14 protein-coding genes are annotated in these 15,577 nt (G+C 41.4%); 3 read left to right on the top strand and 11 right to left on the bottom strand.

Features of this window, described 5'->3' with window-relative positions; translation table 11 throughout:
* Nucleotides 1–84: 84 nt before the first annotated feature.
* Entirely contained in the window at nucleotides 85–759 is a 675-nt protein-coding gene (locus IRB79_RS15425) for a GntR family transcriptional regulator (protein ID WP_243503341.1), read from the top strand.
* Nucleotides 760–833: 74 nt separating this feature from the next.
* On the top strand, nucleotides 834–2,033 hold the full coding sequence (locus IRB79_RS15430) for a CdaR family transcriptional regulator (protein ID WP_243503342.1): 1,200 nt from the start codon (nucleotides 834–836) through the stop codon (nucleotides 2,031–2,033).
* Nucleotides 2,034–2,087: 54 nt separating this feature from the next.
* On the opposite strand, the gene IRB79_RS15435 is transcribed toward IRB79_RS15430, so the two are convergent.
* Nucleotides 2,088–3,254: an NAD(P)/FAD-dependent oxidoreductase gene (locus IRB79_RS15435; RefSeq protein WP_243503343.1), complete on the bottom strand. Its 1,167-nt coding sequence runs from the start codon at nucleotides 3,252–3,254 to the stop codon at nucleotides 2,088–2,090.
* Nucleotides 3,255–3,430: 176 nt separating this feature from the next.
* On the opposite strand from IRB79_RS15435, the gene IRB79_RS15440 reads away from it, so the two are divergent.
* Nucleotides 3,431–4,714: a CdaR family transcriptional regulator gene (locus tag IRB79_RS15440; protein ID WP_243503344.1), complete on the top strand. Its 1,284-nt coding sequence runs from the start codon at nucleotides 3,431–3,433 to the stop codon at nucleotides 4,712–4,714.
* Between the two features lie 87 nt (nucleotides 4,715–4,801).
* Here the strand turns inward: IRB79_RS15440 and IRB79_RS15445 are convergent, their stop codons facing one another.
* The 10 genes from IRB79_RS15445 to IRB79_RS15490 all read right to left on the bottom strand — a co-directional run bounded on the left by IRB79_RS15445 (nucleotide 4,802) and on the right by IRB79_RS15490 (nucleotide 15,196).
* Nucleotides 4,802–5,881, bottom strand: a complete 1,080-nt coding sequence (locus tag IRB79_RS15445; RefSeq protein WP_243503345.1) for a tartrate dehydrogenase — start codon at nucleotides 5,879–5,881, stop codon at nucleotides 4,802–4,804.
* Nucleotides 5,882–5,891: 10 nt separating this feature from the next.
* Nucleotides 5,892–6,887 carry a hydroxyacid dehydrogenase gene (locus tag IRB79_RS15450; protein ID WP_243503346.1) on the bottom strand — a complete coding sequence of 332 codons (996 nt, stop codon included), beginning with the start codon at nucleotides 6,885–6,887 and terminating at the stop codon, nucleotides 5,892–5,894.
* Nucleotides 6,888–6,907: 20 nt separating this feature from the next.
* Nucleotides 6,908–8,101: a thiolase family protein gene (locus IRB79_RS15455; RefSeq protein WP_243509442.1), complete on the bottom strand. Its 1,194-nt coding sequence runs from the start codon at nucleotides 8,099–8,101 to the stop codon at nucleotides 6,908–6,910.
* A gap of 45 nt (nucleotides 8,102–8,146) precedes the next feature.
* Nucleotides 8,147–9,319: an acyl-CoA dehydrogenase family protein gene (locus IRB79_RS15460; protein ID WP_243509444.1), complete on the bottom strand. Its 1,173-nt coding sequence runs from the start codon at nucleotides 9,317–9,319 to the stop codon at nucleotides 8,147–8,149.
* Between the two features lie 28 nt (nucleotides 9,320–9,347).
* Nucleotides 9,348–10,124: an enoyl-CoA hydratase/isomerase family protein gene (locus tag IRB79_RS15465; protein ID WP_243503347.1), complete on the bottom strand. Its 777-nt coding sequence runs from the start codon at nucleotides 10,122–10,124 to the stop codon at nucleotides 9,348–9,350.
* A 16-nt stretch (nucleotides 10,125–10,140) separates the two neighbouring features.
* Entirely contained in the window at nucleotides 10,141–10,821 is a 681-nt protein-coding gene (locus IRB79_RS15470) for a 3-oxoacid CoA-transferase subunit B (RefSeq protein WP_243503348.1), read from the bottom strand.
* A complete protein-coding gene (locus IRB79_RS15475; protein ID WP_243503349.1) occupies nucleotides 10,784–11,515 on the bottom strand; it encodes a CoA transferase subunit A in 732 nt (243 codons plus the stop codon). Before IRB79_RS15475 ends, IRB79_RS15470 begins: the two co-directional genes overlap by 38 nt.
* Before the next feature lie 27 nt (nucleotides 11,516–11,542).
* Nucleotides 11,543–12,391, bottom strand: a complete 849-nt coding sequence (locus IRB79_RS15480; RefSeq protein WP_243503350.1) for a 3-hydroxyacyl-CoA dehydrogenase — start codon at nucleotides 12,389–12,391, stop codon at nucleotides 11,543–11,545.
* Between the two features lie 123 nt (nucleotides 12,392–12,514).
* On the bottom strand, nucleotides 12,515–13,996 hold the full coding sequence (locus tag IRB79_RS15485) for an aldehyde dehydrogenase family protein (protein WP_243503351.1): 1,482 nt from the start codon (nucleotides 13,994–13,996) through the stop codon (nucleotides 12,515–12,517).
* 24 nt (nucleotides 13,997–14,020) lie between these two features.
* Nucleotides 14,021–15,196: an LL-diaminopimelate aminotransferase gene (locus tag IRB79_RS15490; protein ID WP_243503352.1), complete on the bottom strand. Its 1,176-nt coding sequence runs from the start codon at nucleotides 15,194–15,196 to the stop codon at nucleotides 14,021–14,023.
* Between the last annotated feature and the right edge of the window lie 381 nt (nucleotides 15,197–15,577).

Genomic DNA, 15,577 nt, shown 5'->3' on the forward strand with positions numbered 1-15,577 from the left:
ATATTTTTTGAATATTATAAATATTATTATATTAATATAAGATTCCTTTTTTCAGAAGATGATTATTCTTATGGAGGTAGATGTATGAAGAAAGTTTCCATGGAAGAAAACGTTTATAATCATATTAAAACAGCTATACTTGCAAGGAAATTAGCGCCAGGAAAGCAACTGGTGGAACATAATCTATCAAACTCTCTGGGTGTGAGCCGTACCCCCATTAGGAATGCGATCAAAAGATTATCAATGGAGGGTCTAGTAGATATTATCCCAAATAGAGGTGCTTTTGTTACGAATCCGACCAAAGAAGAAATGATACAAGCTTATGAATTGAGATCTAAATTAGAGTATATTGCAGTATGCCAAGCGATGTATTTCTTAACTGAATCCGATTTTAGAGCCATTAAGGAAAATCTTGAAAAAGAAAAAGCTGCACTTTATAACCGCAGCCCGGAAGAATATGTAAGGTATAATAAGGAATTTCATATTAGCATCACTCAAAAATGCAACAATAAATTTTTAAACGAGTTTATTTTGAGGCTTATCACTCAGACGAATATCTATCTTATCCTATTTGATGATTTTTTCTCAAACCCAAAACAAGAACCCTATAGTCCTGATGAGCACAGTTTTATACTTTCTCTTATTGAAGATAAGGATACCGAAAAACTAAAAATAGTGTTAGAGAACCATTTTAAACGTGCGATAAACAGCCTGGAAGCTCATTATTACCGTTATAAAGAGATTGATGAAATTTTTTAGATAATCAAAAAGCATAGTGCCGTTTTTACAGGTAAATTGAGAAAGGACTGTGTTTAGAAAGGAATGCAAAAAAAATGAAAATCCTTGAAAATATCGCCCAGGACATAGTGGAAAAAACCAGTGAGATATTGGAGTATCCAATCAGCATTACCGATAATGAGGGATACATCATTGGTTCAACGGATCAAAGCAGAATCGGTATCTTTCACCGCCCTTCTCTTGACGTAATTAACAAAAATACGACGGTGGTCTGCAGGAATGAAATTGAGAGAAAAATTCTTCCTGGTGTGTCTGCTCCTTTAAAGTTTAATAACAAAGTAATTGGTGTACTTGGAATTGTGGGCAATCCCGCTGAGGTCGAGAAATATGTACAGCTTGTCAAAAATCAAGTTGAAATGATGTGCCAGGACGCTTTCCGAAAAGAAATGGTGGAGCTGGAAGAAAAAATGGCAGAAATGCTGGTTTATCAGCTTATTCACTATAGAGACTCTGAGCAAGAAGAAAAAGAGCATATTTCCCAGTATGCGAAACTGCTCAATTTCGATCTGACCATCAATCGTGCTTGTCTTATTATTGATGTCACTAACCCTCCATCAGGTGACCGCAACCTTTTTGGGGATCTTTCGTTTCAATACTTTCAAAAAGAAGTGCTGAGCTTTTTAAAGTTAATATTTCAGGAAAATGACAATGATATCGTGTCTTTTCTGGACTTCAAACGTTTCATTATTTTTAAATCCATGCCCTTTCCCCAGTCATTTGCATCTTTCCTGGAAAAATTGGATGAGAGGCTGGAAAAAATCAATTCATTTCTTGACGCTAAATACAGTGTTTCTGCAAAGATAGGTGTAGGAGATGTTCAAAATGGCCACAAGGGGTGCTCTGAATCTTACCAAAACGCTATGAAAGCATTGGATATCGGACTGGGGTTTCAAGATCACTCTCACATTCATTTGTATAATGAGCGGGAAGCCATGCTAAGTCTTTTGCCAAGGGAGCTTTCCCCTGCCTATAAGCAAAAACTCTTAAACCTAATATCTTCTTTAAGAGAACAAGATAATTATGAGGTGTTGGCCTCCACCTTTACTGGATTCTGCAAGTACAATATGAACTTGAGTGAAGCATCAAGAAACATGTTTATACACCGGAACACCATCATTTACAGACTGGAAAAAATCAGCGAAATCACTTCCCTCAACACCAGCAGCTTTGAACATTGCATGCTTCTCTTTACTGCCATCAAATGCTATGAAGAAATGCGGGCATCATGCCAGTGATAGATTCCTAAAAAACACCTTCAGTAAGAGCCTGGCTCCTACGAAGGTGTTTTATTAATAAATCGCATCTTCGATAATAAGGTCTTTTTCTGCAAAACGTTCCACTCTTAATGGAGATAAGTCCAATGTTTCGAAGTTTCCCGTCCGGATCAGCTCAGACAGACACTTTCCGACTGCAGGAGCCTGCTGCATGCCATGTCCGCTGAAGCCAAAAGCAACATAGTAGCCTTTCATTGCAGGGTATTCACCAAGAATGGCATTATGGTCTTCCGTGTTAAAATCATACAGTCCTGACCAGCCTCTTTCGATTTTAGCATGCTCGAAATTCTTGATCCGATTTGCCAGCACCGGCCAGATATGTTCCTCAAAAGCAGATCTTCTCCACTTAAAGTTGATGCCAGGCTCAATTTCCTCGGCATAGCCGGATATGAATTTTTCCCCTTCATGCCGGAAATAAACACCTGTCGGGTCCATCGTTAATGGGAGATAGTTTTTAAGCGGCTCCTTAATATCGAATTGAAAAATTTGTCTGGGAAGCGGTACAACAGGAAGCGGCAGTCCAGCTTTATCTCCCAATATGGAAGCCCAGGCCCCTGCACAATTCACCACCACGGAAGCATGATATTCCCGGCCATCAGCAAGTTTGATGCCCTTCACTTTCCCTGTTTCAGTTATCAGACTTTCCACTTCATCGTAAATATATTCTGCACCAAGCTTTTTGGCACATCTCACATATCCCAGCATCACAGAATATGGATCTAAATAGCCGCTTTCACTGCAATACAATCCGCCGGCGATATCATCTATATTAAGCTCTGGGATAATATTCAAAAGACTTTCCCCTTCAAGAAGCTGAGAAAGTATTCCATTTTCATTTTGAAGCTTTAAGTGTTTTTCAAAACGGGGCATCATTTGGTCAGTGGCTAAAAATAAGTAGCCCCTTTGCTTAAAATCAATCTCTGCTGCTTCACCGTCAATGGACATGTCCTTTGAAAAATCTTTGTAAATCTGAAGGCTGTATTTGCTGAGCTGCATATTGATGACGGTAGTATACAGCTGCCTGAATCCTCCAGCACTCCTTGGTGTCGAAGCAAATTCATAAAGGCCATCTTTCTCAAATACAACAATCTTACCTGTGAATCCATCGTTTAACAAATTATAAGCAATGCTTGAACCGATGACTCCCCCGCCAATAATAATAATATCCGCATGGCTAGACAATTCGCTTCCCTTCCCTTCTTTCTAGCATTATATAGTTATAATGTTACTAATTAGAAGTCTGGGATGCTATGTGCAAATTTCACAGAAAAAGAATATTTAGAAAATTTTTAATTGTGTATTTTAACAAGGATTTTATCTTATTGTAGAAGAATCTATTAATAATTAGCAGATAAAGGGTGATACATTTGAGTTTTTTAAAAGAAATCTCACAGTTAATTGTAGAAAACACCTCCCATATAATAGAATATCCAATCAGTATCAGCGACAATAAAGGCATCATTATTGGTTCTAGTGATATCAGCCGATTAGGAAGTTTTCATCAGGCTTCTCTTGAGATAGTGGAGCGAAAAACAACCATTGCTTATGAGATAGACGAAGTAAAAAAACTCAATAACGTATTGCCGGGTGTAGCAGCGCCAATCATGATCAATCATGAACCTATTGGAGTTCTGGGGATTGTAGGAGAGCCTGCTGAGGTGCGCAAATATGCACAGCTGGTAAAAAGCCATGTGGAATTAATGTGCCATGAGTACCTAAAAAAAGAAATGAGTGCGATTGAGTCAAAAACCTTGGATAATTTGATTCGTTATCTTTTAAACTCTCAAAAACCTGAGGATTTGGAGTACAGCATAAGATATGCCAAAATGCTGGGGTTTGATTTGGAGCCTGACCATAGCCGCATCTGCTTATTAATCGAGTTCGAAATAGACTCCAGCCATTTCGCCAAAGACGGACAGACCTGCGATAAGTATTCCTGGCATTTTCTGCAAAATAATTTTTCCGAAATACTAAGTTACTATTTAATGGATAGTAAAGAAGATATCCTTTCGCCTCTGACACTTGATCAATTTCTGCTCATTAAAGTTATGAATAAAGATGAACCTCATGACCTTTTTATCAAAAGATTAGAACATAAGATTCAAAGATTACTCCGTTATTTAGAGAAAGAAAATAATTGTACAGCGAACATTTCCATCGGCAGCGCCAACAAAGGAGCGCTTGGAATAAAAGTTTCCTATCAAGCAGCTTTACAGGCATTAACTGCTGGAAAACAATCAAACCGCTCTCCAAGAATTTTCTACTATAATGATTGGAACATCATATTTGAACTGTTGGGAAATGGCTTAAATCAATATGTAAATGAGAGATTAAAGGAAAAATTGGAAGCTTTCATTAATCATGTAAATTTTCCCACCCTCGCCCAAACCTTCATGGCTTATTGCAAATGCAACATGAATATGAGCGAAACGGCACGAATGCTGTTTCTCCATCGAAACTCACTTGTATACCGTATGGAAAAAATTAATGAACTTACCTGTCTGGATATTTCAAGGTTTGATCACTGTATGCTGTTATTTTTCGCGATTAAAAACTCAGGCATATCTGCAGCAGGGCTGCAGGAAACAAAGAATCCCCTGGCACCGGGTCATGCTGAAGATGCGGCCCTCTCCTCCAAATAGATTCACTATAAAATCAAAAAAGCAGCAAATAATATTTGCCGCTTTTTTTCATTCTTTGTCATTAACTTTAAAACACCTTGTGCATGCCTAAGCTAGACGCTCTTTCAATTTCTTGCAGATGTAATCGCCAACTTGCTCTGTCGTCGCTGTACCTCCCAGGTCCGGAGTCAGCACTTCCTTTTCTTGTAAAACATCTTCCATGGCATCAACTATGGCTGTTGCTGATTCTTTCTGGCCCAAGTGATTAAGCATCATACTTGTACACCAGATAGATGCAAGCGGATTCGCTATTCCTTTACCGGCTATATCCGGTGCCGAACCATGAACAGGTTCAAACATCGATGGATATTTCTTTTCAGGATTGATATTGGCAGAAGGGGCAATGCCCAAGCCTCCCACAATGGCTGCCCCCAGGTCTGTTAAAATATCACCAAATAAATTGGACGCAACAACAACATCCATGGTCTCTGGCTTACTGACAAAAAAAGCTGCAAGCGCATCAATATGGACAGTATTGCTTTTAACTTGCGGATACTCCTGATTAATCCGTTCCACATATTCGTCCCAAAATGGCATCGTGTGGTTTATGCCGTTTGACTTTGTAGCTGCTGTTACATGCTTCTTTTTGCCTTGCTTATCAGCAAGATCAAACGCATATCTCAGAACCCTTTCTACTCCCTTGCGCGTAAACACACTGGTTTGCATCGCCATATCAAGATCTGTTCCTTCGTACATTCTGCCTCCGATACTGGAGTATTCTCCTTCATTATTTTCTCTAATGACAATGAAGTCGAGCTGTTCAGATGTTTTTCCCGCTAACGGAGAGTCAAGGCCCTTTAAGAGCTTCACCGGACGCAGGTTGATATATTGTTCAAATTGACGCCTGATTGGCAGCAATAAGCCCCAAAGCGATACATGGTCGGGCACTCCCGGGTAACCGACTGCCCCCAGGAAAATAGAATCAAAGTCTTTCAATTCTTCCAGGCCATCTTCCGGCATCATTTTGCCATGCTTCGCGTAATATTCACAGCTCCAATCAAACTCTTTATAAGTTAAAGAGAATCCTCCATGCAGATTGCATATCGCATCTAACACTTTCTTCCCTTCCCGTACAACATCCACTCCGATGCCATCACCAGGAATCAGGGCGATTGAATAATGATCCATGCTTGAGCTCCTATTCTAAAATTTTTGAAATTAAAACTTCAGGATTCGCAATATATTCAGGTCTCTTTCCATTAAGTACATTAATTACATTTTTGGCAACGGTAGCAGATGTAATGAAATTGCACTCAGCCGTTGTACCACCTACATGCGGTGTAAGCACCACATTAGGCAATGAAAGCAGCGGAAGATCTTTGGACGGAGGCTCCGGATCAAATACATCCAATCCAGCGCCGGCGATTCTTCCATCTCTTAATGATTCATATAGATCATGCTGATTTATAACCGCACCCCGGGCTGTATTGATTAAATAAGCGGAGGGCTTCATGATCGAGAACAGCTTATGATCAATTGAATGCCTTGTTGATTCATTTAAGGGAATATGCAGAGATACAAAATCTGATTCCTCGAACACTTCTTTCATATTTGTATGGATTCGAATGCCCAGTTTCTCTGCCAGCCCATGCTTATCAGGATTATATTCCCTCACCCAGGCAGTTACATCCATTTCAAAGCCAAGCTTCAAACGCTTAGCGACTTCCTGCGCAATATTGCCAAAGCCAATCAGACCTGCTTTTTTCCCTTTCAGTTCCAGAGGAATGAGATAATTTCGTGAATTGTAATCTCCTTGCCTCATCTTCTCATGAAGCGGGATAACCGACTTAGCCAGTGCCATAACAAGCATGACTGCATGTTCAGCAGTTGAAACTTTATTGACAGACGGTGCATGAAGGACAGGGATCCCCTTCTGCGATGCGTAATCCACATCAATATTATCAAGCCCTACTCCTGCACCAGAAATGACTTTTAAATTAGGATTTGCATCAATGACTTCTTTAGTAATTCGAGCAGGGGCTCTCAAAACAATGCCGTCCACTCCCTTCACCATCTCACATAAATGGTCCAGACTGTAATTGTCTGTTTGAATCACATCTGCACCTTCACGCAGAATCTTTTCTCCTTCTGAATGATACATCGGAAGTATTTGCAAAACTCTCGGTCTGCCCATGTAATTGTCCCTCCAGCAATTTAAACTCGTAAATTTTCAACAATCGTGGCAATTCCTTGACCTCCGCCAATACAAGCAGTGATTAAACCATAGCGGCCGCCTCTTCTTTCGAGCTCATTCATGATTTTGACAGTCAAAATGGCTCCTGTTCCTCCAATAGGATGTCCTAAAGCAATAGCACCGCCATTTACATTTAATTTACTTCTGTCTATATTGAGTTCCTTGACAACAGCCAGTGCTTGAGCAGCAAAGGCTTCATTCAGCTCTATTAGGTCTATGTCCTCAAGAGTCAGCCCTGCAAGCTTAAGCGCCTTCATAACAGCTGGCACTGGCCCAATCCCCATTATTTCCGGTGAGACTCCGGCAGCCGCTTGTGCAGCAACCCTCAAACGCGGTCTAAGGCCTTTTCTTATTGCTTCGTCCTCGGCCATCATCACCAATGCTGCAGCTCCATCATTGCGTCCGCTCGCATTTCCTGCCGTAACAGTGCCGCCTTGCTTAAACACAGGCTTTAAAGAAGCAAGCTTTTCAAGACTCGTTAAGCGGGGATGCTCATCCGTATCAAATACAATCTTTTCTTTTTTTAATTTCACTTCATATGGAATAATTTCGTCTTTAAACTTCCCTTGCTGAATAGCGGCTGTAGCCTTTTGCTGACTTTCAAGGGCAAATTCATCCTGTTCTTCTCTGCTGATATTATATTTTTCAGCGAGGTTCTCAGCTGTCAGTCCCATTGTCAGGTTACCGTATACTTCAATCGGCTGAGCCCTTGGCTGGCTTTCTGTATTCGGGTCTACGATTTCTGCATTTCCTGCACCATATCCATATCTTGCTTTTCTTAAATAATATGGAGCAGTACTCATGCTTTCCCCGCCGCCAGCAAGCACAATGTCAGATAATCCGCACTGAATCTGCTGTGCTGCGTTATTGATCGCCTGCAATCCTGACCCGCACTGGCGGTGAACGGTATATCCCGGCACCTCGACAGGAAGTCCGGATCTTAAAGCTGCCAGCCTGGCTAAATTGGGGACATCTGAACTTTGTTTCGCATGGCCCCAAACCACTTCATCCACTTCTGAACCATCCAGTCGGCTTCTTTCAAGCGCTTTTCTCATTACTCTTTCTGAAAGAAAATCAACCTCTATATCCTTCAGTGTACCGCCCATTCGTCCTATGGCAGTTCGAACACCATCAATTATAACTGCGTTTCTCATCATTTCCCCCCTGTTAGATGTGAAGTAATCTCTAAACGAATTGGCTTATCGACTGTTCACAGGCAATTTTTTATGAAACTCCCGGTCCAGTTCGCTGGCAATAATATTTTTTTGAATTTGGCTTGTGCCTTCATAAATTTTCGTGATTCTCGCGTCCCGGTAAAAACGTTCAATTGGATAATCCTTCATATATCCGATGCCGCCGTGTATTTGAACAGCTAAATCGGCCACGCGATTATATACCTCAGATCCATATAGCTTTGCCATGGCTGCCTCTTTGACAACCCGCTTTCCCTGGTCAGCCATCCAGGCGACCCGATAAGTCATGGAACGGAGCACTTCAATTTCCAATGCCATATCAGAAAGCATATGCTGAACAGCTTGCTGTTCAAAAATCGGTTTGCCGAACTGTTCTCGCTGCATGGCATAGCTCATGCTGAGTTCAAGCAGCTTTTCACATGAGCCCAGATTTCTTGCTGCAAGCCCAGCTCTGCCATTTGCGAGAATTTTAAGTGCGTTCACATATCCTCTGCCTTCTTCTCCAAGAACATTTTCTGCAGGCACCTCGCAATTTTCAAAGAACAGTTCAGCTGAATGGGAACCGCGAAGGCCCATCTTCCGCTCCACTGCACCAACAATAAATCCGGGAAAGTCTTTTTCCACAATAAATGAAGTGATTCCTTTTGCCCCTTTGCTCGGATCGGTGACAGCCATCACGGTAAAAACATTTCCGCAGACCGCATTGGTAATATAATGTTTAGAACCATTTAATATATATTTATTTCCCTTTTTTTCTGCCTTCGTCTTCAAATTCGACGCATTTGAACCTGCACTCGGCTCAGTTAGCGCAAATGCGCCAATCCATTCGCCGCTTGCCATTTTAGGAAGATATTTTTCCTTTTGTTCTTTTGTCCCCAGCTCGACAATTCCCGCCGTCCCGATGCCTGTATGGGCGCCGATTAACGTTGTGTATCCATTATGGGTTTTACCCAGTTCTTCATAAATGGCGCATTTCCCAACCCAGTTTAGCCCTAATCCGCCATATTCCTCAGGAATACTTAATCCAAATAGCCCCATTTCCTTGGAACTTTCAACAATATGACTTGGAATTTCGTCATTCTCCTCAATTTCCATCGCTACCCGCTCTACTTCTCCTTGTACATAGTCTCCAACTGCCTTTTTTAGAAGCTGGATGTCCTCTGAAAATGTAAAATCCATCATTTTTTCCCCCTAATCGCATTATTGGTTATTTACCTTTAAATTGCGGTGTTCTTTTCTCCAAAAAGGCTTGTGTTCCTTCCAGTTTATCTTCCGATCCGATTAATATGGTCTGGGCAAGCTTTTCCAAATAAAGCGCAGTTTCCATTTCCATGTCTGCCCCGCGATTAACGGCTGCCTTCGCCATTCTTAATGCGAGAGGCCCTTTTAAACTTATTCTTCTGGCATATTCCTTTGCCGTATCCATCAGTGCCTCTTGCGGAACGGCTTTGCTGATCAAATTCAACCTTTCGGCTTCTGCTGCAGTGATGACATCACCAGTTAAGATCAGTTCCATAGCTTTGCCTCTTCCAATAATTCTGGAAAGTCGCTGCGTACCGCCAGCACCTGGCATAATCCCTAATCCTACCTCGGGCAGCCCCAGCTTAGCATTTAAAGAAGCTACACGGATATCACAGGAAAGCGCAAGCTCCAATCCGCCTCCCAGAGCAAAACCATTTATTGCTGCAATGGTCGGCTTTTCATAGTCCTCAATTTTCCGGTAAGTTGCTGTCATATTAGGCTTTAGAGCCTCAATCATGGTCCTTTTGTTTAACTGGCTTATGTCTGCACCAGCTGCAAAAGATTTTTCACCAGCACCCGTAAAAATGATGACGCGGATGCTTTTATCGTCTCTCAACACATCCATAGCTGTTTCTATTTCCAGCAGGGTATCAATATTTAAGGCATTCCTCAATTCAGGACGATTAATAATAATAAAACCAATACCTTCTTCTTCACGAACCAAAATATTATTAAAATCCATATTTAGCACCTTTCTATTAAACAGGCATTTTCTTTAGATTTTCTGATATGATGAAGTCTGCATCTGTCATTCTTCTTATTTCATCAATAGTGCTGTTTTCAGATAATTCCTCGAGATACAGCTCTCCATTGTTAACTTTGAATACAGCTTTTTCTGTCACAATCATTTCCGCTTTACGAATACCGCTGGTTGGATAAGTTAGGGTATTAACAATTTTCGGAAGATGATCTTTGGTTACATGGGTAATAGCGACAATAATTTTTTTTGCACTCGCCACTAAATCCATGGCACCGCCAACTCCCAGAATATCCTGACCCGGGACTGCCCAGTTCGCTATTTCTCCCGATCCGCTCACTTGGAGTGCACCTAAAACTGCAACATCAATATGCCCGCCGCGAATCATGACAAAAGAGTCAGAACTTGAGAAGATAGAGGCGCCTATTCCCAATGAGATCGGGTGTTTGCTGGCACTGATCAGGTCCATATCGATTTCTTCCTTAGGCGGAGTAGGCCCCATTCCCAGTAACCCGTTTTCTGATTGCAGATACACCTTGCTTTCAGGCTTTAAATAGTTCTGTATTAAGGTGGGGATTCCTACCCCGAGATTAACAACAGAGCCTTCCGGGAGCTCCATGGCAATTCTTTTTGCAATCCTCACTTTATCTGTATCCAGTTTCTTGCCTGCAACACTCAACATACTCCCCCCCTATCTTTTCATAGCGATCATTCAGCACGACCATATCAACAAAGGAATGCGGGGTAACTATCTTTTCAGGATCCAGCGTACCTGCTTCGACTATCTCATCCACTTCGGCAATAACCAGTTTGCCAGCCGTTGCCATCATCGGGTTGAAATTCCGGGCTGTTTTTGAATAAATGAGGTTTCCAAGTGTATCCGCTTTTTCAGCTTTAATAAGAGCAGCATTTGCTTTTAAACCTCTTATGAATATATATCTTTCCCCATCAAAGGTGCGTTCTTCTTTCCCCTCTGCCAGCTTGGTTCCAACAGCCGTTTTAGTATAAAAGCCGGCAATACCCGCCCCGCCTGCACGAATTGCTTCAGCAAGAGTACCCTGAGGAATGAGTTCAATCTCCAGCTCGCCGTTTTTCCAAGCCCTTACAGCATCGCGATTCGATGTAAAATAAGACCCGACTGCTTTTTTAACATGCTTAGAGATTAATAGTTTTCCTAAGCCTTTTCCTGCTTCTCCTAAGTTATTGCTGATGATCGTTAATTCACGGGCATGATCTGTTTCGGTAATTGTGTCTATCAGCGTAAACGGAGTTCCGCAAAGACCGAAACCGCCTACTAATACACTGTCTCCCCGCTGAATAAACTGAACGGCTTCTTCGGCTGTGACAAGTTTTTCACAGTTTTTAGTGTTGTTCATGATACCGGCCTCCAATCTTGCACAATGCTAGACTTCATATTCGTAAAATCCTCGTCCTGTTTTGCGCCCGAGTCTTCCGGCTTTAACATATTTAATCAGGAGCGGACATGGACGATATTTTTCACCTAATGTCTTATGCAAATACTCCATGTTTCTCAGTCTCGTATCCAATCCAACCAAATCTGCCAGTGCCAAGGGACCCATGGGATGATTCAGGCCAAGCTTCATAGCTTTATCAATATCCTCTGAAGAGGCTACACCCTCCATCAGAAGATTCATAGCCTCATTGCCGATCAGACAGTTCATCCGGCTGGTAACAAATCCAGGAAACTCGTTTACCTCGACTGTCTCCTTGTTAAGCTTCCTGCCTATTTCTCTTGCTTTTTCTACGGTCTCATCCGATGTCTGCAGACCTCTAATAATTTCAATAAGCTTCATTTTGTGAACAGGGTTAAAAAAGTGCATGGCAATACATTTTTCCGGTCTGGATGTTTGTGCGGCAATTTCTGTGGGGCTCATGGTGGAAGTGTTGGTTGCGAGAATCGTACGTTCCGGACAATATTGATCAAGCTGTTTAAAAATATCGATCTTTAACTCCATCATTTCGAAAACAGCTTCTATAACTACATCTGCATTTTCAGCAGCCGATTTTAAATCTGTTGTAAATTCTAAGCTGCTGAGAGCAGCTGTTACCTGATCATGGTTCAAGTAGCCTTTTTCAGCACTTTTTCTCATTTCTGTTTCAATATAATTTTTTGCCTTATCCAGATTCTCTTCGCTCACGTCTTGTAATAAGACGTGAAAGCCTCCAAGTGCTGCTGCATAAGCGATTCCTCTGCCCATAACACCGGAACCGACAACTGTTAAAGTTTCCATACTAAATTGCTCCTTTTGCAAGATGATGGTGGTTTCCCTCAATATTCTTTTAAGTTTTATATTAAAAAAAGGAGTTTAAAAACTTCTTAAACTCCTCTTCTATCATTGCTATCTAATAACAAATTAATAGTTATCTATCTGCGCTCTCTGCAGCTTACCGCTGTAATCCACGTAAATCGATTTCCATTCCGTATAAACATCCAGTGATGCTACCCCAGAATCTCGATGGCCATTGCCCGTTCCTTTCGTTCCTCCGAATGGCAGGTGAATTTCTGCTCCGGTAGTTCCTGCATTCACGTAAACAATACCAGTATCCAAATCTCTCATAGCTTCAAAAGCCTGATTGACATTTTGTGTATAAATAGCGCTAGAAAGACCGAATTCTACCATGTTATTAATTTCAATGGCTTCTTCCATACTTTGAATGGGAATAATGGAAACAACTGGCCCAAAGATTTCTTCCATGGCGATTCTCATATTTGGCTTTACATCTGTAAAAATAGTCGGCAGGTAGAAGTTGCCTTCTTTCAGACCATCATCATCAGCAATTTTTCCGCCTGCAAGCAGCTTTGCTCCCTCTTCCTGGCCTATTTTTACATACTCGTCAATTCTTTCAAGGGAAGAACGATTTATGACCGGTCCAACTTTAACTGTTTCATCCAGCCCATTGCCAAGCTTCAGTTCTCCAATGCGATCCAGCAGCTTTCCTTCAAGTTCTTCTTTTACGTCGTTGTGCACAAGGACACGGCTTGTAGCGGTACATCTTTGGCCGCTGGTACCAAAAGCCCCCCAAAGAATTCCTTCTACAGCAAGATCAAGATCTGCATCCTCCAGCACGGTGATGGCATTCTTCCCGCCCATTTCAAGAGAAGTTCGCTTTAATAAAGCTCCTGCTTTTCCATTAATATCTCTGCCGACTTCATTCGATCCTGTAAAAGAAATTAAATCGATGTCCGGATGTTCAACCATTGCATTTCCAACAACACTTCCCGACCCATGCACAAGGTTAATTAAGCCTTTTGGAAGACCTGCCTCTTCATAAATTTTCACAAATTCAGCTGCAAGGATTGGAGTTTCAGTTGCCGGCTTCCATACTAGAGCATTTCCTGTTACAAGAGCAGGAAGCGACTTCCATGAAGCAATTGCAATCGGGAAATTCCAAGGAGTGATCAATCCTGCCACTCCAACAGGAACCCTGACACTCATGGCAAATTTATTGCGAAGCTCGGACGGAACTGTATCTCCAAACATTCTGCGTCCTTCTCCTGCCATGTAGTACGCCATATCAATGGCTTCCTGTACTTCTCCTCGTCCTTCGTCAATCACTTTTCCCATTTCACTTGTAAGTATTTGGGCCAAGTCTTCTTTTCTTTCTTTCAATAAAAAAGCAACCTGATAGAGAATTTCAGCACGCTCAGGGGCTGGCACCAATCGCCAGGATTTCTGCGCGGTTTTCGCTGCTGCAACAGCTCTATCAACATCTTCTTTTGCTGACTGTGTTACTTCAGCAAGAACTTCACCTGTTGCTGGATTTAACACAGGAGCAACTTTCCCAGTTGACGCTTCACACCATTCACCATTAATAAAATTTAATATTTTCTTCATTTAAAGACCTCCATTAGTTTGTGATTATCCTATTACAATTTTCAATTTCTCTTTAATTCGATTAACTGCTTCATATAATCGATCATTGGGCACAGACAGAGAGACTCGGAAATATCCTTCTCCTGAAGGCCCGAAAGCATTGCCAGGAGTAAGAATGACACCCGTCTGTTCCATGACGCTGGAAACAAATTCGGCAGAAGTATATCCCTTAGGCACTGGAGCCCATATGAAAAAACTTCCTTTTGGCGGATCAACTTCAATCCCAATCTGGCTCAGACCGTCGAGCATCGCATTCATCCGCTCTTTATAGATAGCGTTATGCTTTGCAATACACGTTTGTTCACTGTTTAAAGCAAAGGCTGCTGCCTTTTGGATGGAAGTTAGCTGACCTGTATCCGTATTGCTTTTATACACGGAAAGCGCTTTAATTATGTTTTTGTTTCCAACCACATAGCCTATTCTAAATCCTGTCATGTTATAGGTTTTAGATAAGGAGCCAAACTCTACAGCGATATTTTTTGCTCCTTGCGCCTGAAGAATGCTAGGTGCTTTGTAGGAATCGAAAGTGACCATATTATAGGCAGAATCATGCGCAATCGGAATTTGATGATTATGCGCAAATTCAACCGCTTCCTCAAAGAATTCAATATCCACTGTAGCTGAGGTCGGGTTCCCCGGATAATTCAAAAACATTAGCCTTGCCTGCTTCAAAATTTCATCAGGTATGGCATTTAGATCTGGCTTGAAATTATTTTCTATGGACATTGGCATGTTATGATAGCGTCCATTTGCCAGCAGTGTGGCCATTCGGTAAACGGGATAACTTGGATCCGGGATAAGCACATATTCACCGGGATCCACAAGAGTTGGAACCAGATGGGCTATCCCCTCTTTGGATCCGATTAAGGCGAGAACTTCTGTTTCAGGATCCACCCTTACCTGATACTGCCTCCAATAAAAATCAGCTACCGCCTGCTTGAACTCCATACATCCTACAAAACTGGGATACTTTAAATTGGCGGGATCCTGTGACTCTTGTACAAATTTCTCAATAATATGATTGGGAGTTGGTAAATCCGGATCTCCTATTCCCAAATCAATGATATCGATACCCGCTCTTTTCATAGCTTCTTTCTTTTTATTAATCTCTGCGAATAAATAGGGAGGTATTTGCCCTACTCTATCTGATGAAAAGTTCAAACGCTCACCATCCTGACCAAGAAATTTTCGTAAATTCTGAAAATTAAAGATCCATACTATTAATTTAAAGGATTTAATAGTAAATCACTATGGTTGATTTGTACAAAAATATATCCTATTTTCCAATAGATTCCGTACGTTTTTTACAAATTCATGCTTTTTTAAAAGAATAAAAAGCTTATAATAAAATGTATTGTACTAATGGAAAAAAGAAAAAGAATGTCTGGGACATTCTTTCATGTTCAGCAGATTTCCAAACTTCATCTTTCGGCCGAATCCCCGACTTAAACCAATGAGCAGCAGTGTAATGAAAAAGCCAGTGTATTGTTCCATTTAGAAAAGCCCCCCCAAAAACGTTCTTCCTATTTACAATTTCTCTAT

The sequence above is a fragment of the Cytobacillus oceanisediminis genome (genome assembly GCF_022811925.1).
In the GTDB taxonomy this organism is placed as follows: Bacteria; Bacillota; Bacilli; order Bacillales; family Cytobacillaceae; genus Cytobacillus; species Cytobacillus oceanisediminis_D.